The following is a 22,217-nucleotide window of genomic DNA, read 5'->3' on the forward strand; positions in this document are numbered from 1 at the left end:
AATTCATTTATAGGTGGGAGCTTCATGAAAGATAATGTGGTAATACCCGTCTGGTCCATAGGGACCTTTCTAGTTGTTATGAATACAACGATGTTCAATGTTTCATTGCCAGAAATTATGGCCCAGCTACATATATCAGCCGGATTTGCCTCTTGGATCGTATCGGGTTATTCGATTGGCTTCGCCTTGTCCACGATTATATTTAGCCGTTTGTCGGACTTCATACCCATCCGCAAGCTGCTAGCTATTGGACTTTCCTGTCTTGGAGTATCGTCTGTAATAGGATTTATGGCGCAAGGCTTCGATATGCTGCTAACAGCCCGACTGCTGCAATCTTGCGGCGCTGGCGCTATGCCAGGCTTAGGGATGGTGCTTGCCAGCCGTTACGTGCCATTTGAACGACGAGGACGCGCCATTACTATGATAGCCTCCGGAAGCGCCTTGGCCTTCGGGGTTGGTCCGGTCGCCGGAGGTATTATTACGGAGTTTTTCGGTTGGCAGGAGCTGTTCCTAGTCACTTGCCTAGTGATCCCTTTGGTTCCGGTTCTTTGGAGAATGCTGCCCAAGGAGGAGCAGTCGAAGGTCCGGTTCGATTTATTCGGCGCGGCTCTTATTGTGGTGACGGCTACTGCACTATTAATTGCCATAGCTTCGTTATCTGTAGTCTTTCTAATCATCGGCATCGCAGCGGCCATCATTTTATTCAGACATTTGTACAAAGTAAAGGAACCGTTCATCCAGCCATTGTTATTCCGAAATTCCGGTTACCGCAAATTAATTTTTATGGCATTCTCGGCATTCGTGCTTAACATGTCGATGCTGTTTCTTATGCCTCTTGTACTGGCAAACGGCTTCCACAAATCGGCAGCATCCGTAGGATTGATGATCTTCCCAGGCGCAATAGTATCCGCATTCTTAATGCGTTATGTCGGACGCTGGATAGATCGGTTTGGAAATATGCGGTTTTTACTGGCAGGACATATTTTAATGGGGCTTTCGCTAATCCTCATATCCTTAGGGATCCATATGTCCGCCTTTGTCCTAACATTTGCCTACCTGATATTTGCCCCATCCTTATCAACTATCACATCCACCTTATCCAATGAGGTGTCGCGTATTCTTCCCAAGGAACAGATCGGCTCTGGAATGGGTCTTTCCCAACTATCGCAATATATGGGAGGCTCCTTCGCGGTTGCACTGTGTGGACTGCTGATCGTTTGGCAGGGTCAGTTGGCTCCTCTGTTTGCTTATCAGCACATCTATATGTTACTGGTTGTGGTCCTGCTGCTCTCATTGTTTACCATGTGGAGGTATACGAAGTCCAAGCAGCCACTTAAAAACAGCCTCGACTCGTGATATCCCTAGCAAAAGTAATCTGTAGTCATACGAAAGAACCTGGCCGTTGGCCAGGTTCTTGTTGAATCCATACATTTGAGCTTAAAGTTATCTAAACTATTTTCTCCTTAAGCCTTATGGCTCAGCAACGAAACGCTCCAGCTCGGCAATAGCCAATCCAGCGAAGAAGGAGGCACTGATTGGCAAAGCTCGCTCATCGACATCGAAGGCAGGATGATGCCATTCCTTAGATCCCCCCGTTCCCATGAAAGCGAAGAATCCTGGAATATGCTTTTGGTAGAAAGCAAAATCCTCACCAGCCAATGACGGCTTAGGGGTAACTACGCTGATACCCAGCCGTTCTGCAGTCCTCCGTGCAGCTTCCGCCAGCTCTGCATCGTTATTTACGGGTGGCGGTCCTTGTATCCATCGCACAACGGCCTTCGTACCATAGGCCGCTGCAATTCCGTTTACAACCTCGCTAAGCCTCTCTGTTACCCGAGCGCGAACCAACTCATCGAAACTCCTCACCGTACCGTCAAGCACTGCCGTATCAGGGATGACGTTCCAAGCTGTTCCACTGTTTAGACGGGTTACACTGATGACCGCGCTGTCCAGTGGGCTTACATTGCGGCTGACAATCGACTGAAGCGCCGTGACCAAATGAGCGGCCGCAACGATCGGATCGATACTAGCTTCCGGTACTGCCGCGTGTGATCCGACTCCTTCAAACTCGACGAGAAAGCCATCGGCGGCAGCCATCAGCGGTCCTGATCTGATGCCGATGGTGCCCACTGGCAGATCCGGCTTATTGTGCATGCCATAGATCGCACGCACTCCATCCAACGCACCACTCTGCAGCACTTTCCCCGCTCCGGCAGCCTTTTCCTCCGCAGGCTGAAACACGATGCGAACCGTCCCCGGCAGCTCATGCTCCTTCTCTTTCAGCAGTAAAGCTGCTCCAAGAATGGCCGCCGTATGGAAGTCGTGACCGCAAGCATGCATTTTGCCAGAAATCCTGGAAGAGAAGGGCAGCCCCGTTTCCTCCAGAATCGGAAGAGCATCAATGTCAGCCCGTAAAGCTATGACGGGTCCCCCTTGCAACCCACCCACCTCGGCAATTATTCCGGTTTCAAGTGGAAACTGCACGGATATCCGAATTCCTGCTTCTTCCAACCGTTCGCGAATATAAGCTGTTGTCTCATATTCCTCATGAGAAAGCTCTGGATATTGATGCAGGTGACGTCTAATATCCAGCATCTCTTGTTCGATGCTCTCGCTGATTATGATCGATCCCTTGCCGTTTGTTGCCATACTGCCGCCTCCTCCTCATCGAATGACTCCTCCAGCAAAAGGTAGAAGTGATTGCATGAATTTAATGATTCAAGCTTATATGTTGGGATAATTTGGATTGGAAGTTTATTGATGTGCTTCTTGTTTCTCCTTGCTGCGAATTTGAGCTTCAAATAAGTGTGGATTCACAATTTTCCGCAGCAGATGCATCGTACCATCTCCGTTGCCTCGGTCAATCGACTCTATTCTCTCATACCCCTTCCGTTCATACATAGCCAAAAGCCAGGGATGCTTCTCGGCAGTTGCCAGTGTAAGCGCAAATGCTCCCAGTTTATCCCTAATAATCGTTTCCTCCACCCAAACTAGAAGTTCCGTGCCGAGCCCTAACCCTTGATACTCTGGACCCACCGCAAACCATTTGACGAAAGGAAGGTCAACGTTCCATCTATTAAGCTTCTCCTTCGACAAGGTCAAGGTTGCCGCGATCTCTCCATCCAGTTCTAAGACGTAGCAATCATTCTTGAGGATATTGTCTTGAACAAGAGCAAGATTCGCGTTAGCCGCAGGCCATTGGAGCTCCAGCTCCCGAATCGTCACATAGGCCTCATAGATAACATGACGCAGTCTTTCAGCATCCTCCAGGGTGGCAAGACGGCATACTTTCCTCATATTAGTCACACCTCTTTCTCAGGTATATGGATGGTTCTGTGGTGGTTGCTTCCTATATGGAATAAGACAGCTCCGGTCTAATCCGTCTCAGAAATTGCTTCGTCCGTTCTTCTTTAGGCTCGTTGAACAGCTCAGCAGGCTTGCCTTCTTCAACAATGACTCCTTCATCCATAAATACAACATGGCTCGCAACATCCTGAGCGAAGGTCATCTCGTGAGTGACGATGACCATCGTAATCCCTTCCTTAGCAATCTTACGAATGACTGAGAGCACTTCGCCAACCAGTTCAGGATCAAGTGCTGAGGTCGGTTCATCGAATAAAATGACTTCCGGATTCAAAGCCAGCGCACGTGCGATTCCTACACGCTGCTGCTGACCTCCCGATAGCTGGGAGGGATAAGAATCAAGCTTGCTTCCAAGCCCTACTTTCTCCAACAGCTCGACACTTCGCTGACGGGCCTCGTCCTTCGCCTGCTTCTTTACGACCAACAGCCCTTCCATGACGTTCTCGAGCGCCGTCTTATGACGGAAGAGATTGTACTGTTGGAATACCATCGCTGTCTTTTGGCGCAGTTGGTGGATTTCCTTCTTGCTGGCTCGTTTGCAATCAACGCTGAAATCATCAATCGTAATGAAGCCGTCGTTAGGTTTCTCCAAGTAGTTCATGCACCTCAGCAGCGTCGTTTTCCCGGAGCCGCTCGGCCCCAGGATAGCCACCACTTCACCTCTATTTACCGTTAAGTCGATGCCTCGGAGTACTTGGTTCCGTCCGAATGATTTCGTGATCTTGGATAATGTAATCATGTTACCCTCCCCCAATATCGCCTTACGTCTCGCAAAATCCAGGAAAGCTTAGGCTACGCCGCCTTTGCTGTACACATTCAATCGTTTTTCCAGTAAGCCTGAAATATGTTCAGCTATTATGGTCAATATCCAATAGATAACAGCGGCGGCAATGAAGGCCTCTAGATATTTCCAATTTCTCATAGCCACAATGTGTGCCGTTCCGTTCACCTCCTGCAAGGAAATGGTAAACGCAAGCGAAGAGCCGTGTAGCAATCCGACGAATTTGCTTAGCAGATTTGGCAGGCTCGCCATTAAGGCCTGAGGAATCACGATGCGCCTCATCGCTTGCGAGGTTGTCATGCCTACCGAATAGGCTGCCTCCAATTGTCCGATGCTTACCGACAAGATCCCGGAACGAATCGTTTCCGACATATAAGCGCCGATATTCAACGTAAACGCAACGAAGATAAACATAATCAGTGGAATGAAGCTAGAACTTATCCCCCAGCCATACCGCACCGACAACGCATCAAGGATCATCGGAAGCGCAAAATAAACCAGCATAATATGAAGCAACAAAGGCGTCCCTCGGAAAAAGGAAACATAGAATTGAGCAATCCGGTGAATGTATTTGACCTTATACATACGCACAAAGGCAACAACAACTCCAACGATAAAGCCCGTAAACAGGGGCACAATTGAAATGACCAATGTAAGTGGCAGCGCCTTAAGCATTGCCATGAAAGCCTCTATAATAAAGCTGAAGTCGATTTGGATATCCCATCCCCTCCTCATTAATTTATAGCAGCAACATGCTTCTCATACTTGGATAACCTGCGTTCCAATCTGCGATATGAATACTCAAAGATAAGGACAATCGTGTAATAGATAATCGAAAGCGCGATCCAGATCTCCAGAAAATGGTATGTTGTTCCCAGCATTTCGGCCCGTCCGACAACATCCATTACACCTAGCGTATAAGCAAGGGACGTATCCTTCAAGGTGCCAATAATCAGATTGGCGACGTTTGGCAGCGCAACCTGCCAGGCTTGGGGAAGTACGATCCTCGTCAATACATCGTAGTTTCCCATGCCGATGGAATATCCGGCTTCCGCTTGACCACGGTCGACGGCATTCACTGCTGCGCGTACGATTTCGGAGAAATAAGCGGCAAAGTGCAGCGCATAGGTGATAACTACGAACACAAGCGGCTGCACATCAGTTACATCGATATGGACAGCCTTGAGCAGCTCCGGCAATCCGTAATAGACCAGAAACATCTGGATCAGGATCGGGGTGCCTCTAGTATAAGAAATGTAAATGATCACCATTCGGTTGAGAACCGGAATCTTATACAATCGGGGCAATGCCGTGACTAGGCCAATAAGGATGCCAAGAGCAACGGAAGCCACTACAATGAACAAGGTCACATGCAGAAATGACAGCAGCTTCGGCAGATAGACCCAGATGAGTGTAAAATCAAATGATTTCCCCATTTAACCCCCTATGCCTCCCTTCACCCTGCGAATTCATTCATTAACTGTAAAATCTTCGCCAAGCCATTGCTTGCTCAGCTTCGCCAGCGTTCCATCCTTTTTAATTTCCCGAATCGCCTCATCAATTTTGCTTTTCAATTCAGTTCCGTCTTTACGCAGTACGTAATAAATTTTGGAAGTATAGAGGACAGGACCTACCACTTTCTGCTGCGCATCGGCGTCTCTGTTACGACTCGTTATGGAGAACGGCGTACCAATGGTAGCATCAACTCGGCCTGTTTTGATTTGGCTGATGACATCGTTAGTCCCACCGCTTCCCGAGAAAACTAATTCATACGGATTTCCGTGGGTTTTATTGTAATCCTGCAGCCACACCGCTCCATTGCTTCCCGGGCTTGTTATTACTTTCTTGCCCTTTAGATCCTCGATCGATTTGATCGATTCATTATCTTTACGAACAACGACTTTGCTTGGCCAGATGTTATAAGCTTCATCGTTAAAAAGAAATTTGGCTTGCCTCTCCGGATTTACTTCATACTGGTTAACGGCCAGATCGATTTTGCCGGCTTCCAAACTCAACAGGATATTGGCAAATTCCATCGTCTTAAACTCGAATTCATAACCTGGCAGACGCTTGTCAATTTCCTTGGTTAATTCGATATCATAGCCTGTTAGATTGCCCTTATCATCTAGAAAAGTAACGTCCTTGAAGGTGCCGCTCGTACCGACAACGATCTTTTGTACCTTCTGTGGCGCTGCGGTTGCGGGGGACGCAACATTGGCCGTCGCCCCTTTAGTAACGCTCTGTTCTTTCGCTCCGCAACCTGCAAGCAGTAACACTGAAGCAATCGTAATTGTCATGCAACTCATCAATTTCATGGATAATTCCTCCTGATCTATACTTCATATTATTTGGAATGCAGTATTGCAGCATTGGAGTCAGAAGCTAAAATTGTCAGCAAGCGTAAGCCTGTAAGCTTCAACCAAGGTTCGATTGTCGCCTCCGAAAAAATCGAATTTAGGCACTCGCTCGAACCCAAGCCTCGTATACAGCCGTACTGCGGACGGCATTCGATCCGAGGTATGCAGTCCTAAATAAGGCGACCCGGCTCCAATTGCGCGCTGAGCGCATTCACGAATCAACGTGGTGGCGATACCTTTTCCCCTAAACACGGGATGTACGCCCAAGAGCCTAACTTCCGGATAAGGGATCAGCTCATTTAACTTCTCGTACAAACCTTCCTGGGGAGGATACAACAGTACACTGCCCACCAGCTTTCCCTCCTGAACCGCGATAATCCGCTGCGTATTCTCTTGATTCTCCCATTGCGACCTTATGTTCTTTATGTATGAATCCCATAACGGCTGTCCAAAGCTTTCCTCATATTGCTGATAGGCCGCTATGGTTAAATCAATTGCCTCCTCCCATTCCTCAAGTTGGGCATTACGGACGAGCACATGATTTGCAATCGTCATTTTTTCCACTCCTTTATACAACTTCGGTTCAAGGGAATGCCGTCTATCCATATTATACCCATGTGATTTATAGGAATTAATATATGCATTTATTATATACCACCATTTGGGGATAGCATTTATCGAAATGTTCTATTAATCAATCAGGATTTTCTATAAACCATGAGCAGAGCCAAATACAGCCATACAAAATAATGAATAACTGCTTATTCCGGCAACTAAAAAAAAAACGCCTTGCGGCGTCCTTGGTTTACGATCTACGTTTGTGCGTTTTCGAGGGATGGATGCGGGATTCCGTACGTACCAAAAACAGAGTAGTAACGGAAGTACTAGTTCCTTTATTTTTCTGTTTTTGTGCTTACCGCTCTCATTCTGCCTAAATAAAGGAATTCCAACTTCCGCTATCGCCTTAAATTGGAAGCCGCAGATTGAATAAGGAACTCTCAATTCCGCTCAACTATTTATGTGTTTCAGGTCTATGAAGCAGCCTTGGCGCTTACCATTCTCGCTTTTTTCCAGTTGCCGAATCTATAGTACAGAATGTTCAGAGTCGCAGCTATAAAAAAGCTGATAGGAAAGCTCCACCAAATCGAGTCGAATCCATAATTATAGCCTAAGAGATAAGCAACAGGATTTCTTACAAACAATAAAGCAATAAAAGAAACAACCAGTGGAACAATAACAGCTCCCGAGGATCTTACGACACCCGCCACCACATTGAAGATACCGAATAGAATAAAGGACCATAAAGTAACGTTATTGATATGAACCCCCAGATCGATTGCTTTACCTTCAGGAGGCAGAAACAAGCTAACGGCTTCACGGTTAAAGAAATGAATACAGATAACGAGCAGTCCCGTCAACACTATGTTAAATGCAACGCCAATCCACGTAATACGGTTGACTCTGTGCCAATTCCCCGCTCCAATATTTTGCGCGGCCATGGAAGTTACCGCTCCTCCAATAGCCATTGCAGGCATCTGAACATAGCTGGAAATCTGGTTGGCCACCCCAAAAGCAGCCGAAGCCTCAGACCCGTAAGAATTGACCAGATGAATCAGAACTAAATTGCTGACTGAAACTACAACCATATTCAACCCCATCGGAAGACCCTTTTGTACTAGCGATCGAATAATCGTCCAGTTCAAAGTAAGCATATGGAAATCATCCTTGGTAATACGCAAAAAATACTTTTTCCGGTACAGGTAAATAATTAACAGAACGAAGCTGACAAGCTGTGATATAAAAGTTGCGGTAGCAGAACCGGATATTCCCATTCTTGGGAAAGGCCCCATTCCTTCAATCAGCAGCGGATTCAGTATAATATCGAGACCAGCGGACAGCAGCAAAAAGTAAAAGGGCGTCTTCGCGTCGCCAGAGCCCCGCAGTACGGCCATGACCAGGTTATAACCAAAAATAAAGGGAATTCCCGCAAACATAATCCGTGTATACGAAACCGCTAGCTCGAAAGCATCGGGAGGCGTATTCATCCAGCTTAAAATATGAGGAGAGAAAAACACCCCAATACAGCCTACGATAATAGATAACACCATGAAAAACACGGCGCTGGTGCCGACTACTTTTTTGGCCTCATCAACCTTTTTGGCTCCCAAATTTTGACCAATCAAAATAACCGCCGCCATCGCAATTCCAAATATACCGCTGATTAAAAGGAACATAATAATATTAGCGTTAGACGTAGCCGCAAGCGCTTGCTCGCCAAGGAACTTGCCGATCCAGATAGCGTTTATGGAACCGTTCAAGCTTTGCAGCACATTACCTAGCAAGATCGGTAACGAAAATAAGAAAAGCGTTTTTGCTATCGGCCCTTCAGTTAAAGAAGGTTTACCAGCCTGTGACTTGGACATATTCAAGGTCTCCTTTGTGCTCCCGGTAAGGAAATAAATTGTTACTATTTTATATTATAGCTCATTGCACCCAGCTGTTGGAATTTTTACTCAAGAGGCATACAGCTGCTGAATAACAACAACAAAGCCGACACCAGCGCGGGCATCAGCTTTGTTGTTATTGCGGCAGCTGTTGTTTCGTGGAATCGCATAAGCTGTCCCATTATCCATTCACACAACTTTAAATCTCCATAATAACTGGCAAAATCATCGGTCTTCTCCCCGTTTTCTCATACAAAAATCTCCCCAGCACTTCTTTTACATGAGATTTAATCGTGCTCCATTGATTGATGTTCTCTGTCTGCAGCTTGTTGATCACATCGGTTACCAAACGATTGGCTTCATCCAACAAACCCTCCGACTCGCGAATATATACGAAGCCTCGAGAGATCATGTCCGGTCCGGACACTATTTTCCCTTCAGACTTACTAAGGATCGTCACTACAATGAGAATACCATCCTGAGAGAGATGCTTGCGATCCCGCAGTACAATATTCCCGACATCTCCTATACCCAGACCATCCACGTGTGTATTTCCGGCAGGGACTTTTCCTGCCTGACGAGCAATCCCCTTACGGATTTCCACAACCTCACCAATATTAAGAATGAACGTATGCCCCGGCTCCACACCTACAGCTTCAGCTAACAATCGATGCTGATGCAGCATGCGAAACTCACCATGTATCGGTATGAAATATTGAGGCTTCATTAAACTCAGCATTAACTTCAGCTCTTCTTGGCTCGCATGACCAGATACATGCATCCCTGTCACAGATCCTGAGCCATAGATAACTTTAGCGCCTAAGCGGTAAAGGTCATCTACCGTCTGAGCTACATTTCGCTCATTTCCAGGGATAGGTGTTGCCGAGAATATGACTGTATCCCCTGGATGAATCTCGATGTGGCGAAAGTTTCCTCGAGCCAACCGGGACAGAGCCGCCATCGGTTCCCCTTGGCTTCCAGTACACAATAAAGCAACTCGACTGGAGTCGAATCGATTAACCTCCGCTGGTTCTATTATCATTCCTTCAGGAATATTCAGATATCCCAGCTCTGAAGCAATCGTAACCACATTAACCATACTCCGGCCTAGTAAGGCTAGCTTGCGATTCGTAACATGAGCGGCATCAATGATTTGCTGAAGACGGTGGACATTAGACGCGAAGGTTGAGATAAACACCTTTTGCCGCGCTTTGTGGAATTCTTCTACAATATACTCGCCAACGACCCGTTCCGAAGGGGTAAAGCCAGGACGCTCCGCATTTGTACTTTCAGATAATAACGCCAGAACGCCAGCCTTTCCAATTTCGGCCATCTTATGGAGATCCGCATACTGCTCGTTTACAGGGGTTAAATCGAATTTGAAATCTCCCGTATGAACGACCACCCCCTCTGGGGTATGAAACACAATACCTAGACAATCGGGGATGCTGTGGTTCGTCTTAAAGAAGGTTGCCTTTATCGAGCCCAATTGAACCTCCGATTCGGAATGGATTAGTATCCGTTCCGTCCCTCCAAGCAGCTTGGCCTCTTTTAGCTTGCCTTCAATCAGCCCCAGAGTAAGCCGCGTTGCATAGATGGGCATAGGGAATTGCCTTAATATGTAGGGCAACCCACCAATATGATCTTCATGTCCATGGGTTATAAGGATTCCCCGAACTTTATCGCGATTTTCCAGCAAATAAGTAATATCGGGAATTATTAAATCAATGCCAAGCAAGGTTTCATCAGGAAACTTCGAACCGCAATCAATAATTACGATATCATCAGCATATTGGATCGCATACATATTTTTCCCAATTTCATTTACTCCGCCTAACGCAAAAATAGACAATTTATTAGTATCATTACTCAAGAAAAAGCCCCCCCTCGGTAAAATCACAGTATTATTCATTTTTCCCTATGCAAGCAATTTTATGTTTGGGGGATGGAGCAATTAATGATAATGTTTATTTTTCAATTGATCCAAGCTCTTAAATTCATATCCTTGCTGACGGGTGTCATCAATAATTTTTGCTAACGCTTTGGCATTGTCACTCGATACCGAATGGAGCAGAATTACCGCACCTGGATGAAGCTGGCTCATTACACTTTCATAAGCGTAGCTCCAGCCCTTTTGCTGCTTTGTATCCCAATCCCTGTAGGCTATGGACCAGAACACATTGGTATAACCCAGCTCGCGGGTGGCTCTCAGCACTTGATCACTAAAAATCCCTCTAGGCGGTCGTAAATACGGCATAGCTTCTTGGCCTGTAAGCTGCGTTACGGCTTGTTTTACCTTGTCCAGCTCATCCTTCATGCGACTTACCGAGATTTGACTCATATCGGGATGAGTCCACGAATGATTGCCGACCAAGTGTCCTTCATTAAACATTCTTTTGACCAGATCAGGCTGCTCTTTAACGTAGTGACCCGTAACAAAGAAAGCGGCGGGTACCTTCTTGTCCTTCAATACATCCAAGATTTGTGCCGTATACCCATTTTCATAACCATTATCAAAGGTGAGATAGAGTTCCTTTTGCTCCGTATCCCCAAGAAAGATAGCTTCATGCTTTTGAACAGTGGCCATAAAGCCCTCCTCTGCTATCGAGGGAAGCTTGCCATCCTTGCTCTTCTTAAATCCAAAATGATAGGGCTGAGACCCTTGAGCGAATACAGTACCTGAGGTTAATAAGGCAATCATAACCAGACAGATCATACATGAGGCCATACGTTTCATCAATGTTCGTTACTCCTTTCAGCTAGTGCTTAACCTGCAATTGCCGACTCGCAGCCAATGAATATACCCTGATAAATTTCCCCTGACCTCTGTACTTTATTCTGTATAAGCTCAAGCAATTTGAGCCAATACCTACCCAATATCTAATGTCTTCCCTACTATATGGGGCAATCTATCGGATAAAGGAACATGAGTTGCCCACCAATGTTAACTATTCGCTTGTCTCGTGAGAGAAATGTCGATAGATGTCAGAGCTTTATTCGTTTACTTACCTTTAACTGTAACCTTACATAACATGTAAATTATTGTTGCCGATTCCAGCTTATTATGTAAAAATAAAGTAGCGAATAAAGTTGAATTATAGGGCTCAATGATTAATAAAATAACGACATTTATGAAGGTGGTTGAACCGTAGTGAGTAATCTTCAAACCTTGAATCAACAGGAACTAAGCGCAAAAGATTATGTTCAGGGGGTATACGAAACTGTAGTCAAGCGTAATCCTCATGAAAGCGAATTTCATCAAGCGGTAAAAGAGATTCTTGAATCATTAGTACCTGTCATCGCCAAACATCCGAAGTATATGGAGAACGGCATTCTTGAAAGAATGGTAGAACCGGAACGCATGATCACCTTCCGAGTGCCTTGGGTAGATGACCAAGGAATTGTTAACGTTAACCGCGGCTTCAGAGTACAATTCAACAGCGCAATCGGCCCTTTCAAAGGCGGACTTCGATTCCATCCTTCCGTTAATGCCAGCATCATTAAGTTCCTTGGATTTGAACAAACCTTCAAAAACTCCCTTACCGGACAACCGATTGGCGGAGGTAAAGGCGGATCCGATTTCGATCCCAAGGGTAAGTCTGAAGGAGAAGTAATGCGTTTCACTCAAAGCTTCATGACTGAATTGTCCAAATATATCGGCCCAGACACTGACGTGCCAGCAGGCGATATCGGTGTCGGCGCTAGAGAAATCGGCTACATGTTCGGCCAATACAAAAGAATCCGCGGCGGTAATGAAGCCGGAGTTCTTACAGGTAAAGGCCTTCTGTATGGCGGCAGCTTGGCGCGTACGGAAGCTACAGGTTACGGTGCTGTTTACTTTGTCAATGAAATGCTGAAATCAAAAGGACTAAGCTTTGACGGAAGTACTGTTGTTGTTTCCGGCTCTGGTAACGTATCTATTTACGCTATCCAAAAGGCTGTCCAATTAGGCGCCAAAGTTGTTGCTTGCAGCGACTCTAACGGATATGTGTATGATAAAGACGGAATTAACCTCGAAACAGTACGGAGATTAAAAGAAGTAGAAAGAAAACGTATCAGCGAATATGTAAATGAACACCCGGATGCCGTTTACTTTGAGGGCTGTCAAGATATTTGGACTATTCCTTGTGATATTGCTCTTCCATGCGCTACACAAAATGAGATTGATGATGTATCAGCTAGACGTCTGGTAGCAAACGGAGTCATAGCAATCGGTGAAGGTGCTAACATGCCTTCTACTTTGGAAGCTATCGACATATTCTTAAATGCTGATGTACTGTTCGGACCTGCTAAAGCTGCAAACGCTGGAGGCGTAGCTGTTTCTGCACTTGAAATGGCTCAAAACAGCATGAGATATTCCTGGTCCTTCCACGAGGTGGATGACAAGCTTCATGAAATCATGAAAAACATTTACAGAAACTCTGTCAACGCAGCAGAGGAATACGGTCATCCCGGTAATCTTGTAGTAGGTGCCAACATTGCTGGATTTTTAAAAGTAGCAGATACCATGCTCGCTCACGGCATTATTTAAGCTTATATCAACATAAATCAAAAACCTCTTCTAACCTTACGTTGGAAGAGGTCTTTGATTTATACGGTTAAACAACGAGCTAATACTCTGATGATTGAAGCTTAGCTAGATAACAAAATAGTGTCACGCTGGCAAATAACCCTTTTTATAAATATCGTACCATTGTTCTAACTGCTCCCCTTCTAGAATACCCAATTTCTCTAAAATATGCTTGGAAAATTCAATTGCAGCACTTCCGTTAGCCGTTATTAGAAAGCTGTCGCTGACTGACTGTGCATTTACGTAATATGCCTCACCTCTATAATGAGGAGCTCCTTGCTTTAAATAAGGCAATGTATTACCCGTGTGCTTATGATTGTCCAGAAATCCGTTATTCCCCAAAAAAGTAGTCGCATCACAAATGGCCGCAATCGGTATTTTATTCTGAAAGCAGTTTTTCACCAGCCCGCTCAACTGCTGATTCTGCCGCTCCCGCCATCCTGTACCTCCAGGGATAATTAGCATGGCAACACTAGTAATACTGGCAAATTCATTCAAACTATAATGCGGCAAAACCTGTAAGCCTCCCATGGAAACCTTCGGCTCCTTATCAATCGCTACAGTTTTTATTATATATTTCGAATCAGGTTTATTGATCTCCGCACTAACATAGCTAGCCTCCCAATCCGCAAACCCATCCGTTAGCACAATCAGCACTACTTCCTTCACTTGTGTATTCATATGTCATCCACAGCCCCTTTTGAGTTTTCTTCTATCTTTAATATATACAAACACCACTGACAGCTGTATGTCAGTGTTATTTCAACACAGTCGAATTTGAAAGGAATACTGCTATTTTCATCCGTACAGATAACACAGTTTCGTTCGGAGGTTGGCAATAGAAGAGTCCTCTAATGTGGTAAATTGCCCCACCCAATCCCATACTCCCACTAAATCGACGGCTGCTCCGAATATTTTAGAGATAACCATTTTCTCTGGAGGAGCAAACATCATGAAAAAATCAGCCCTATACATCACTCTAGGAATTGCCGTTTTTGCAGGAGGACTTGGTTCTGGGATATCATTGGCATCAGGAAAAATACAACAGGTGACGGCTGACCTCTCTCCTTTCCATTGGAAGAAGGGGAATTCCAGCTTTTCAGCTGAAGATGGCTATAACGATGGAACACAGCAGCTTCCCGGCAGCTTAAATTACCAGGGTACAACCTATATTCCTATCCGGCTTCTTGCCGAGACGTTTGGATATGACATAGGATGGGACGATTCATCGAAAATGGCCACCATCATAGATCCCTCTCAGAGCGACGATCCGGCCTCCGACCTTCCCACACCGTCCAAGACGGAGTATGCACCTAATACGGCTGCACTGAAAGCTTCAACTGTCATGCTGGAGAAGCCGGATGGAAACGCTGCGGTTCTTGAAACATTATCGGCGAATACGAAGGTAGAGATCCTTGCGGAAACGAGCCGAGAATGGCTCGAAATTACGGTTAACGGCCGGAAGGGCTATGTGTCCGCAGCAGCGACAGATTACCGTTTCGAGGCAGATCGGCCCACGTGGGAGCGCCAAGCAGATGCTATCATCGCTACCGGGCTGAAGTATTTGGGCACACCGTATCAGTTCGGCGCTTCACCTAAGCAGACGGATACATTCGACTGTTCTTCCTTTACGCGATATATCTTTGGAGAACATAGTGTGACGTTACCTCGTGTTTCCAGAGATCAGAGCCAAATTGGACAGGCTGTGGACTTAAATAAGATACGAAAAGGCGACCTGCTGTTCTTCACAACACCTCAACGCAAAAATGAATCGGGACTTCAGAAGATTGGACATGTAGGTGTCTATCTCGGAGATAATAAAGTATTGCAAACTTATCGGGTAGGGATTGGAGTTACCGTCACTGAGCTTGACGACAACTGGAAGGGACGTATGATTTCGGCCAAAAGAGTGATTAAATCGTAATACAAAAAAATAGACCGCCCTCACGCAGAGGTAACGGTCTATCTGTATGTTAATTTCCTTCGGACGCGCCTGAGCCTGCAAGAATTAATTCTGAATTAGCGTGTGAGTCCTCCAAAAACCTTTCGCAATCGAGTGCAGCCATACATCCTGATCCTGCCGCGCTAATCGCCTGACGATAACGACTGTCCTGAACATCTCCGCAGGCAAATACGCCAGGAATGTTCATTTCCGTTGTACCAGGCTTCACGAGCAGATAGCCATGGTCGTCAGCTGTCAGCTGGCCACCAAGAAACTTGGTGTTCGGCGTGTGGCCGATTGCTATGAATACACCATCAGCTTCAATAACTTCCTCTAAGCCTGTATCATTGTTGGTCACTTTCAATCCAATTACCCCGCGCTCACCGGCCAATACCTCCAGGGGCGTCTTATTCAATCCCCAACTGACTTTGCCGTTTGCACGTGCGCGATCCTGCATAATTTTCGAGGCGCGAAGCTCGCTGCGTCGGTTAACAAGAACGACTTCTGAAGCAAAACGAGTTAAGTAATTAGCCTCTTCCATTGCCGAATCACCCCCACCAACAACGATGATCTTTTTGTTACGGAAGAAGAATCCGTCACATGTAGCACAAGTGCTAACACCGCGGCCAACATTTTCTTTCTCGCCCGGTATTCCAAGATACTTAGCAGAAGCTCCTGTAGAAATAATGACTGATTCCGCTTGTACCTCACCCATTCCTTCCACTGTCAGTGTAAATGGACGCTTGGAGAAATCTACTTTATTAACCCAACCGGATTTGAACTCGGCTCCGAACCTCTCGGCTTGTTTCCGCATGTTATCCATCAATTCCGGACCCATTATTCCATCGGGAAATCCAGGGAAATTTTCGACTTCAGTTGTAGTAGTTAGCTGACCGCCTGGCTCAGGCCCTTCAATAACTAACGGATTCAGATTCGCTCTCGCTAAATAAATGGCAGCCGTTAATCCTCCCGGCCCAGTTCCAATAATAACCGTTTTATACATGGCGTTTACCTCTTTTCATATATTTAAACTAAGTATAAGTTGTTTTCGTAAACAAATCATATCACCTGCTGCTATTAGCTTCATGAAGATATGATGAAGATCGAATGAAGGTTTCATGAAACTTTAGGCAAGCTATTGCGTTATGGGAATATTTATACTATTCTTGCAAGAATAAACCCTGTTGATGAGGTGAAATGCATGACTATTTATGATTTTAATATTGTTAAGACAAACGGCGAACGCATGCCTTTATACCATTTTAAAGATAAGGTTGTTCTGATTGTAAATACGGCGAGCAAATGCACGTTTACCCCCCAATTTGAAGACCTACAGAAGCTTTATGAACAATATCATACACATGGAGTTGAAATTATAGGTTTTCCTTGCAATCAATTCGGAGAACAGGAACCGGGCAGCAACCAAGAAGCCTCATCCTTTTGTCAGATTAATTACGGTGTGAAATTTCCTATTGTTGCAAAGCTCGAGGTTAACGGTGATAATGCTCATCCTTTATTCGATTACTTAAAGAAAACAGCTCCATTTCAAGGATTTGATGAGACTAATTTTAACGCCAAGCTGCTCAAAATGATGATTACCGAGAAATCCCCTGAATGGTTATACGGCGACTCGATTAAATGGAATTTCACCAAGTTTCTTATTGACCAGGAAGGGAACGTCATCCGTAGATTTGAACCCACCGATGAACTCGATGCACTAAAGTCAAGCATTGATGACCTGCTACACCAGCGTACGAGTCAAGGCTGAGCGAAGCAGAGTATAAACTTACGCTTTCTATTCTAAACGAAGAAGCCTCCAACCACTGAACAGTGGAATGGAGGCTTCACTTTTATATGAACCAAGCGTTACAAATTTCCCAACCCTATTTGGACGCTTCAATTTCAATGGAGATTTTGACCTCATCCGCGATGAGAACGCCGCCTGTTTCGAGTGCCGCATTATATGTAAGTCCGTAATCACTGCGTTTGAAGCTCCCCTGTCCGCTAAAGCCTGCCTTCTCATTCCCCCACGGGTCTTTACCTGAACCTTCGAAGGTAACGGCAAACGTTTCAGAACGGGTCACACCATGAAGGGTTACATCGCCCGTCACGTCATATTCCCCTTCTCCTGTTTTCACAATTTGGCTGGATTTGAACGTCAGCAACGGAAACTGTTCGACATCGAAAAAATCCGCTGTACGAAGGTGGGCATCCCGGTCACTATTGCGAGTATCAATGCTGCTTAAATCAATACTGAAATGAACATCGGCTGATGTTAGATCATCCGTATCAGCCTCAATCTCCGCTTCAAAGGTATGGAATGTGCCTTTTACCTTTGCAATCATCATGTGTCGGATTGTAAAGTCAATGCTGCTGTGTGTAGTGTCTACCGTCCATTTCGCTTTAGCCAAAAGTATTACCTCCCCAATATTTAACTTACTAAATTATATCAACTAACAAACTAATAACAATTAAACTTTATTCCATAATATCCCTTTTGTCAAGAGACAAACTTGGTTTTTTTTCCATTTTATACACTTATTTAATTAATCGCACAGAACCAGTTCTTTCGCTTTCCGTGTGGGCGATGCGTACGAACATAGCAAATAGCCTGCATATTCAGCTTCTCAATCCGATGAATTGGATTCAAGCGATATACAGGCCTGCTCGTGATATGCTGGTTGCCTGGATGCCGTATTTAAATAACCCGCTAAATCTAAGTGAACATACTTGTGATAATGATAAAGAAAAACCCATTTGTTAAGGAAATAAGTGGCTTTCTATAGCTGATTTTTGTTTCTTTCCGGACCTGCATGACACCACAAAACAACAATCGGATCTTCTATACCAGAAGTCAGGTGATGATCTTCCCCAGGCTCAATAATGATGACATCGCCGGCTCTGACCGGATGGAAAAGCTGCTTGTTGATTTCTACAGTCCCTTGTCCTTGAAGGATGATAAATGCTTCGCAATCTTCATGGACATGATAATCGATACCGCCCGGGCCATCGTTGGTATGCGCCCGCGCACCGGGCTTTTCAAAAGCAAGTCCGCCATAAGAAATGTATTTGCCCGGAAGTATTTCATTTAAAATATGTCCTTCCGTTATATCGGATAGTTGGTTTAAACGGTATGCTTTCATGTTTACCCTCCTTATAAAAACAACGAAACGTCTCCTTCTCAGCAGCCGTTTCGTTGTTGTACTTGCCTTTATCTTCATTTCAAAATTGCATCGATCCGTGACAACTCTTCCTCTGAGAAATCAAGCACACGCAAAGCGCCAACAGCATCTTCGATCTGGCTTACTTTGCTGGCTCCAATCAAAGCAGAGGTTACCCGTCCTCCACGCAGCACCCAAGCCAATGCCATTTGGGAAAGCTTCTGTCCCCGATTCGCGGCTAACTCAGTTAATTGCTTCACTTTCAAAATCCGCTCTTCATTTATATCCTCCGGCTTAAGGAACACACTTGGTCCCGCAGCACGGGAATCAGGCGAAATCCCGTTGATGTAGCGGTCTGTCAAAATGCCTTTCTCTAACGGAGAGTAGGCAATGGAACCGATTCCTTCCTCATCCAACACATCCTGCAGCCCATCCTCAATCCATCTGGACATCATGGAATATTTAGGCTGATGAATTAGACACGGAGTACCTAGTCTTTTCAATATGCGTGATGCTTCGCGCGCTTCATCGGCTTTGTAGTTGGAAATTCCCACATACAGCGCTTTTCCCTGCCGTACGATTAGATCAAGCGCCGCCATAGTTTCTTCCAGTGGCGTATTCGGATCCGGACGGTGGTGATAATAAATATCAACATAATCCAGCTGCATCCTTTTTAAGCTTTGATCGAGACTGGCGATTAAATTCTTCTTCGAGCCCCATTCACCGTAGGGTCCGGGCCACATGTAATAACCGGCCTTAGTCGATATAATCAGCTCATCCCGGTAAGACGCCAGGTCTTCCTTAAGCAATCTACCGAATGTCTCCTCTGCCGATCCTGCGGGCGGGCCATAATTGTTGGCCAAATCAAAATGGGTAATTCCTAAATCGAAAGCCCTTCTAACCAAAGTTCTACCATTCTCAAAGGAGTCTATACCCCCGAAATTATGCCATAGGCCTAATGAAATAGCCGGAAGCTTTAATCCGCTTTTGCCGCAGCGTCGATATGTCATAGTGTCGTATCGTTCGAGATTTGCTAGATAAGGCATGCTAGTCCCTCCTCAATAAATTTAAGATCATTGTATCGGATAATTAGACTAATTCCTATGTCATTAAGGATGAACTTTATGGAATAATGTCTTCAAAGGCCGCTCTGTAAACAGCCGGGTACGTGACAGGATCGATTCCACTTGCGCTCTATGAAAAGCTACCCAAGAGTATGTCCAAGGATCGAGACGATCGGCTTCATAAAAGGTAATAGTTTTAGAGAAGGTGCAGATCCGGGTCCTCCCGAAACAAACGTTCCTGATTGTACTTAAAAGTAGCCACGTCATATCCTGCTTCCCTTGTGATATTCAACCGCAGCCCCTGCTGTCCGGTACTTGAAAAAAAGATTTCTCCGTGAAGCGATCGCCGTTTAATTACAGCTGACTCATTTCATCCGATTCACTATTGTCCGTTCCACCACTTCCAACAACTGCGGGTAACTGGCTGTCAATTCGAGGAACCATTCCCGACGCAGCGACAACAGCACTGTAGGTTCAATGGCGATGATGCTGGCCGTTCGGGGGATGTTTTTCAATAATGCGATTTCGCCAAAATGATCCCCATCCTGAAGTACGGCAACACGTCGGTTCTCGTCTAGAAGCTGCTTCCTTACCTCAACGCTGCCCCTCGCTATTATATAAAACTTGTCTCCTTCATCGCCTTCCCGCATTATCGTATGTCCGCGTTCGTACGTCTCAGTCGTCAGCAATGTCGTTAAGTGAAGCAAAAGCTCCTGCGCCATCCCCTCGAATATTGGGATTTTGCCTAACCGGTTCACATCGACTCTCGCATGCAGCCCATCCTGCGATAAGCTGAAGCCTGCTTGCTTTTCCCACATTTCCCGGTACAGCCCTTCCCTGCTGAGCAGTTCTTCATGCGAGCCTACTTCGACAACCTGTCCGTCCTCATAGACAAAAATAAGGTCGGCATGAACGATTGAAGATAGCCGGTGCGTGACCGATACGATCGTCGTATTTCCCTTGAGCTGCTCAAGGGTCCGGTTAATATCGGCCTCCGTCGCAGGATCCAAAGCCGAAGTCACCTCATCCAAGAGCAGGATGCTCGGCTTCCGCAGCAAAGTTCTGGCGATTGATAACCGTTGACGTTGTCCTCCCGACAGGCTTGCGCCTTCCTGAAGAATCGGAGTGTCGTAACCTTGGGGCCAACTCATTATCGTCTCGTGCATATTTGCCGCTTTCGCCGCTGCGACCATATCTACTTCTGTTAAGTTTCGGTTGCCGAGCATTATATTTTCCTTAACGGTCACGTTGAACAGAAACGTATCTTGAAAAACGATGCCCATTTGCTCACGCAAGCTTTTCTCGCTAATTTGCTTCAAGTCCAGATCATCAATGGTTACGCGTCCTTGCCTCGGATCGTAAAATCGCTGGAGCAGCTGTAAAGCAGTGCTTTTGCCAGAGCCGCTGGGTCCAACGAATGCCGCAAAGCTGCCTGCCGGAATGTACAGCGAAGCATGCTTCAATATATCCGGACCATCTGCATAGCCGAACGTCACTTCATCCATGCGAATATGGCTGGAAATCGATGGTATGTCTACTGGATGATCCGCTTCTGCCACAGCAGGACGATCCTCCAGCACCTGATTGACCCGTTCGAAGCTGACACCTGATTCAATGATGTTTGGAATTAAGAAGGATAAGTGAAACACCGATTGACCGACACTCAAAAACAACGTAAAAAACGCAACAAACTCACCTATGCTGAGTTTGTCCTGAAATATAAGCCAACCCCCGAAGCCGATCATGATCGCATTTATCACCATAAGGGCGGTCATCGGGATTCGCTCCATGAGCGAGTTCATAATGCTTTTGCGAAGCCCCAGCGTAAACAGCGATTGGATTTGCATATTGGCCTTCTCCAGCAGCAAGTCCTGCAGATGCAAGCCCTTGATCGTCTTATGTCCTTTCAGCGATTCATCGATTGTACCCGCGAAATCCGCCTCCGCTTCCTTCACCGTCCGGCTTGCGGTTTCTGCTCGTTGCTGCAGCAATCGGGGCCCGATGAACAGAAGGCTCGATCCAAGCAGCACTGCTAATGCAAGCCGCCACTCCAAACTGAACAGCAAGCATAACCCTACGATGACCGTAACGCCTTCCTTCAGTCCAAACGGAAACGTTGCCCCTATCACTCTCTCTATGGTTGACAGGTCGGAATTAAATCTTGTTGTGATGTCGCCTACCCGATAGCGAACAAAAAAGTCTAGCGACTGCTTCTGCATATGTGTGAACAATTCAGTTCGGAGCATGTGCAGCAGACGCCCGGATAGCTTGGCAAGCGTATAATCACCGCTTGCTCCCGCCCCTATATTGAATAAACTGCCTATAATGAGTAAAGATAGGATGAGAATAAACATCTGTGCATCCTTCGGAACAAACGCGAAATCAACCAGATATTTCAAGCTTAACGGGGCCGCCACAGCATAACCGATCTCTATCAGGATACTTACAGCAAATAAAACGCACAGCAGCTTCTGAGAAGCCAAATAATGGCGCATCATGCGGATAAAAATCAATGTCATCACCTTCTTCAATACG

20 protein-coding genes are annotated in these 22,217 nt (G+C 45.8%); 4 read left to right on the forward strand and 16 right to left on the reverse strand.

Features of this window, described 5'->3' with window-relative positions:
• The first annotated feature begins 24 nt into the window (after positions 1-24).
• A complete protein-coding gene (locus GC093_RS31810; protein ID WP_171655972.1) occupies positions 25-1,356 on the forward strand; it encodes an MFS transporter in 1,332 nt (443 codons plus the stop codon).
• A gap of 114 nt (positions 1,357-1,470) precedes the next feature.
• Here GC093_RS31810 and GC093_RS31815 read toward each other — a convergent pair whose 3' ends face one another.
• The 10 genes from GC093_RS31815 to pdaA all read right to left on the reverse strand — a co-directional run bounded on the left by GC093_RS31815 (position 1,471) and on the right by pdaA (position 11,682).
• Entirely contained in the window at positions 1,471-2,649 is a 1,179-nt protein-coding gene (locus GC093_RS31815) for an amidohydrolase (protein WP_171655973.1), read from the reverse strand.
• Positions 2,650-2,754: 105 nt separating this feature from the next.
• On the reverse strand, positions 2,755-3,297 hold the full coding sequence (locus GC093_RS31820; RefSeq protein ID WP_171655974.1) for a GNAT family N-acetyltransferase: 543 nt from the start codon (positions 3,295-3,297) through the stop codon (positions 2,755-2,757).
• A gap of 52 nt (positions 3,298-3,349) precedes the next feature.
• On the reverse strand, positions 3,350-4,102 hold the full coding sequence (locus GC093_RS31825; protein ID WP_171655975.1) for an amino acid ABC transporter ATP-binding protein: 753 nt from the start codon (positions 4,100-4,102) through the stop codon (positions 3,350-3,352).
• Between the two features lie 48 nt (positions 4,103-4,150).
• On the reverse strand, positions 4,151-4,879 hold the full coding sequence (locus tag GC093_RS31830; protein ID WP_216624975.1) for an amino acid ABC transporter permease: 729 nt from the start codon (positions 4,877-4,879) through the stop codon (positions 4,151-4,153).
• Positions 4,879-5,580, reverse strand: a complete 702-nt coding sequence (locus GC093_RS31835) for an amino acid ABC transporter permease (RefSeq protein WP_171655976.1) — start codon at positions 5,578-5,580, stop codon at positions 4,879-4,881. Before GC093_RS31835 ends, GC093_RS31830 begins: the two co-directional genes overlap by 1 nt.
• Positions 5,581-5,613: 33 nt before the next feature.
• Positions 5,614-6,459, reverse strand: a complete 846-nt coding sequence (locus tag GC093_RS31840; protein WP_171655977.1) for a transporter substrate-binding domain-containing protein — start codon at positions 6,457-6,459, stop codon at positions 5,614-5,616.
• 60 nt (positions 6,460-6,519) lie between these two features.
• Positions 6,520-7,056: a GNAT family N-acetyltransferase gene (locus GC093_RS31845; protein WP_171655978.1), complete on the reverse strand. Its 537-nt coding sequence runs from the start codon at positions 7,054-7,056 to the stop codon at positions 6,520-6,522.
• Between the two features lie 476 nt (positions 7,057-7,532).
• Positions 7,533-8,924: an MATE family efflux transporter gene (locus tag GC093_RS31850; RefSeq protein WP_171655979.1), complete on the reverse strand. Its 1,392-nt coding sequence runs from the start codon at positions 8,922-8,924 to the stop codon at positions 7,533-7,535.
• A 220-nt stretch (positions 8,925-9,144) separates the two neighbouring features.
• Entirely contained in the window at positions 9,145-10,818 is a 1,674-nt protein-coding gene (locus GC093_RS31855) for a ribonuclease J (RefSeq protein WP_281365349.1), read from the reverse strand.
• Between the two features lie 81 nt (positions 10,819-10,899).
• Positions 10,900-11,682 carry a delta-lactam-biosynthetic de-N-acetylase gene (pdaA, locus tag GC093_RS31860; protein WP_171656092.1) on the reverse strand — a complete coding sequence of 261 codons (783 nt, stop codon included), beginning with the start codon at positions 11,680-11,682 and terminating at the stop codon, positions 10,900-10,902.
• 414 nt (positions 11,683-12,096) lie between these two features.
• Here pdaA and gdhA point away from each other — a divergent pair, with 414 nt between their 5' ends.
• Entirely contained in the window at positions 12,097-13,476 is a 1,380-nt protein-coding gene (gene gdhA / locus GC093_RS31865; RefSeq protein WP_312886653.1) for an NADP-specific glutamate dehydrogenase, read from the forward strand.
• Between the two features lie 123 nt (positions 13,477-13,599).
• Here the strand turns inward: gdhA and GC093_RS31870 are convergent, their stop codons facing one another.
• Positions 13,600-14,196, reverse strand: coding sequence for a type 1 glutamine amidotransferase family protein (locus GC093_RS31870; protein WP_216624977.1), 597 nt, complete (start codon positions 14,194-14,196; stop codon positions 13,600-13,602).
• 271 nt (positions 14,197-14,467) lie between these two features.
• On the opposite strand from GC093_RS31870, the gene GC093_RS31875 reads away from it, so the two are divergent.
• Entirely contained in the window at positions 14,468-15,439 is a 972-nt protein-coding gene (locus tag GC093_RS31875) for a C40 family peptidase (RefSeq protein WP_171655981.1), read from the forward strand.
• Between the two features lie 49 nt (positions 15,440-15,488).
• Here the strand turns inward: GC093_RS31875 and trxB are convergent, their stop codons facing one another.
• Complete coding sequence (gene trxB / locus GC093_RS31880; protein ID WP_171655982.1) at positions 15,489-16,460, reverse strand: thioredoxin-disulfide reductase; 972 nt, start codon at positions 16,458-16,460, stop codon at positions 15,489-15,491.
• A gap of 198 nt (positions 16,461-16,658) precedes the next feature.
• On the opposite strand from trxB, the gene GC093_RS31885 reads away from it, so the two are divergent.
• Entirely contained in the window at positions 16,659-17,225 is a 567-nt protein-coding gene (locus GC093_RS31885; RefSeq protein WP_171655983.1) for a glutathione peroxidase, read from the forward strand.
• A gap of 115 nt (positions 17,226-17,340) precedes the next feature.
• On the opposite strand, the gene GC093_RS31890 is transcribed toward GC093_RS31885, so the two are convergent.
• From GC093_RS31890 to GC093_RS31905, 4 genes are all read right to left on the reverse strand, one after another.
• A complete protein-coding gene (locus tag GC093_RS31890; RefSeq protein WP_171655984.1) occupies positions 17,341-17,868 on the reverse strand; it encodes a YceI family protein in 528 nt (175 codons plus the stop codon).
• A gap of 369 nt (positions 17,869-18,237) precedes the next feature.
• Positions 18,238-18,600: a cupin domain-containing protein gene (locus GC093_RS31895; protein ID WP_171655985.1), complete on the reverse strand. Its 363-nt coding sequence runs from the start codon at positions 18,598-18,600 to the stop codon at positions 18,238-18,240.
• 74 nt (positions 18,601-18,674) lie between these two features.
• The gene (locus GC093_RS31900) at positions 18,675-19,664 is read right to left on the reverse strand and encodes an aldo/keto reductase (RefSeq protein ID WP_171655986.1); all 990 of its coding nucleotides are present in this window, start codon (positions 19,662-19,664) and stop codon (positions 18,675-18,677) included.
• A 383-nt stretch (positions 19,665-20,047) separates the two neighbouring features.
• Entirely contained in the window at positions 20,048-22,180 is a 2,133-nt protein-coding gene (locus tag GC093_RS31905; RefSeq protein WP_171655987.1) for an ABC transporter transmembrane domain-containing protein, read from the reverse strand.
• Between the last annotated feature and the right edge of the window lie 37 nt (positions 22,181-22,217).

The sequence above is a fragment of the Paenibacillus foliorum genome (assembly GCF_013141765.1).
In the GTDB taxonomy this organism is placed as follows: Bacteria; Bacillota; Bacilli; order Paenibacillales; family NBRC-103111; genus Paenibacillus_S; species Paenibacillus_S foliorum.

Excerpts from the sequence above, each read along its gene's own strand:
- GC093_RS31810 (WP_171655972.1), top strand. The coding sequence starts at position 25 with ATGAAAGATAATGTGGTAATACCCGTCTGGTCCATAGGGACCTTTCTA.
- GC093_RS31815 (WP_171655973.1), bottom strand. The coding sequence starts at position 2,649 with ATGGCAACAAACGGCAAGGGATCGATCATAATCAGCGAGAGCATCGAA.
- GC093_RS31820 (WP_171655974.1), bottom strand. The coding sequence starts at position 3,297 with ATGAGGAAAGTATGCCGTCTTGCCACCCTGGAGGATGCTGAAAGACTG.
- GC093_RS31825 (WP_171655975.1), bottom strand. The coding sequence starts at position 4,102 with ATGATTACATTATCCAAGATCACGAAATCATTCGGACGGAACCAAGTA.
- GC093_RS31830 (WP_216624975.1), bottom strand. The coding sequence starts at position 4,879 with ATGAGGAGGGGATGGGATATCCAAATCGACTTCAGCTTTATTATAGAG.
- GC093_RS31835 (WP_171655976.1), bottom strand. The coding sequence starts at position 5,580 with ATGGGGAAATCATTTGATTTTACACTCATCTGGGTCTATCTGCCGAAG.
- GC093_RS31840 (WP_171655977.1), bottom strand. The coding sequence starts at position 6,459 with ATGAAATTGATGAGTTGCATGACAATTACGATTGCTTCAGTGTTACTG.
- GC093_RS31845 (WP_171655978.1), bottom strand. The coding sequence starts at position 7,056 with ATGACGATTGCAAATCATGTGCTCGTCCGTAATGCCCAACTTGAGGAA.
- GC093_RS31850 (WP_171655979.1), bottom strand. The coding sequence starts at position 8,924 with ATGTCCAAGTCACAGGCTGGTAAACCTTCTTTAACTGAAGGGCCGATA.
- pdaA (WP_171656092.1), bottom strand. The coding sequence starts at position 11,682 with ATGAAACGTATGGCCTCATGTATGATCTGTCTGGTTATGATTGCCTTA.
- GC093_RS31870 (WP_216624977.1), bottom strand. The coding sequence starts at position 14,196 with ATGAATACACAAGTGAAGGAAGTAGTGCTGATTGTGCTAACGGATGGG.
- GC093_RS31875 (WP_171655981.1), top strand. The coding sequence starts at position 14,468 with ATGAAAAAATCAGCCCTATACATCACTCTAGGAATTGCCGTTTTTGCA.
- trxB (WP_171655982.1), bottom strand. The coding sequence starts at position 16,460 with ATGTATAAAACGGTTATTATTGGAACTGGGCCGGGAGGATTAACGGCT.
- GC093_RS31885 (WP_171655983.1), top strand. The coding sequence starts at position 16,659 with ATGACTATTTATGATTTTAATATTGTTAAGACAAACGGCGAACGCATG.
- GC093_RS31895 (WP_171655985.1), bottom strand. The coding sequence starts at position 18,600 with ATGAAAGCATACCGTTTAAACCAACTATCCGATATAACGGAAGGACAT.
- GC093_RS31900 (WP_171655986.1), bottom strand. The coding sequence starts at position 19,664 with ATGCCTTATCTAGCAAATCTCGAACGATACGACACTATGACATATCGA.
- GC093_RS31905 (WP_171655987.1), bottom strand. The coding sequence starts at position 22,180 with ATGATGCGCCATTATTTGGCTTCTCAGAAGCTGCTGTGCGTTTTATTT.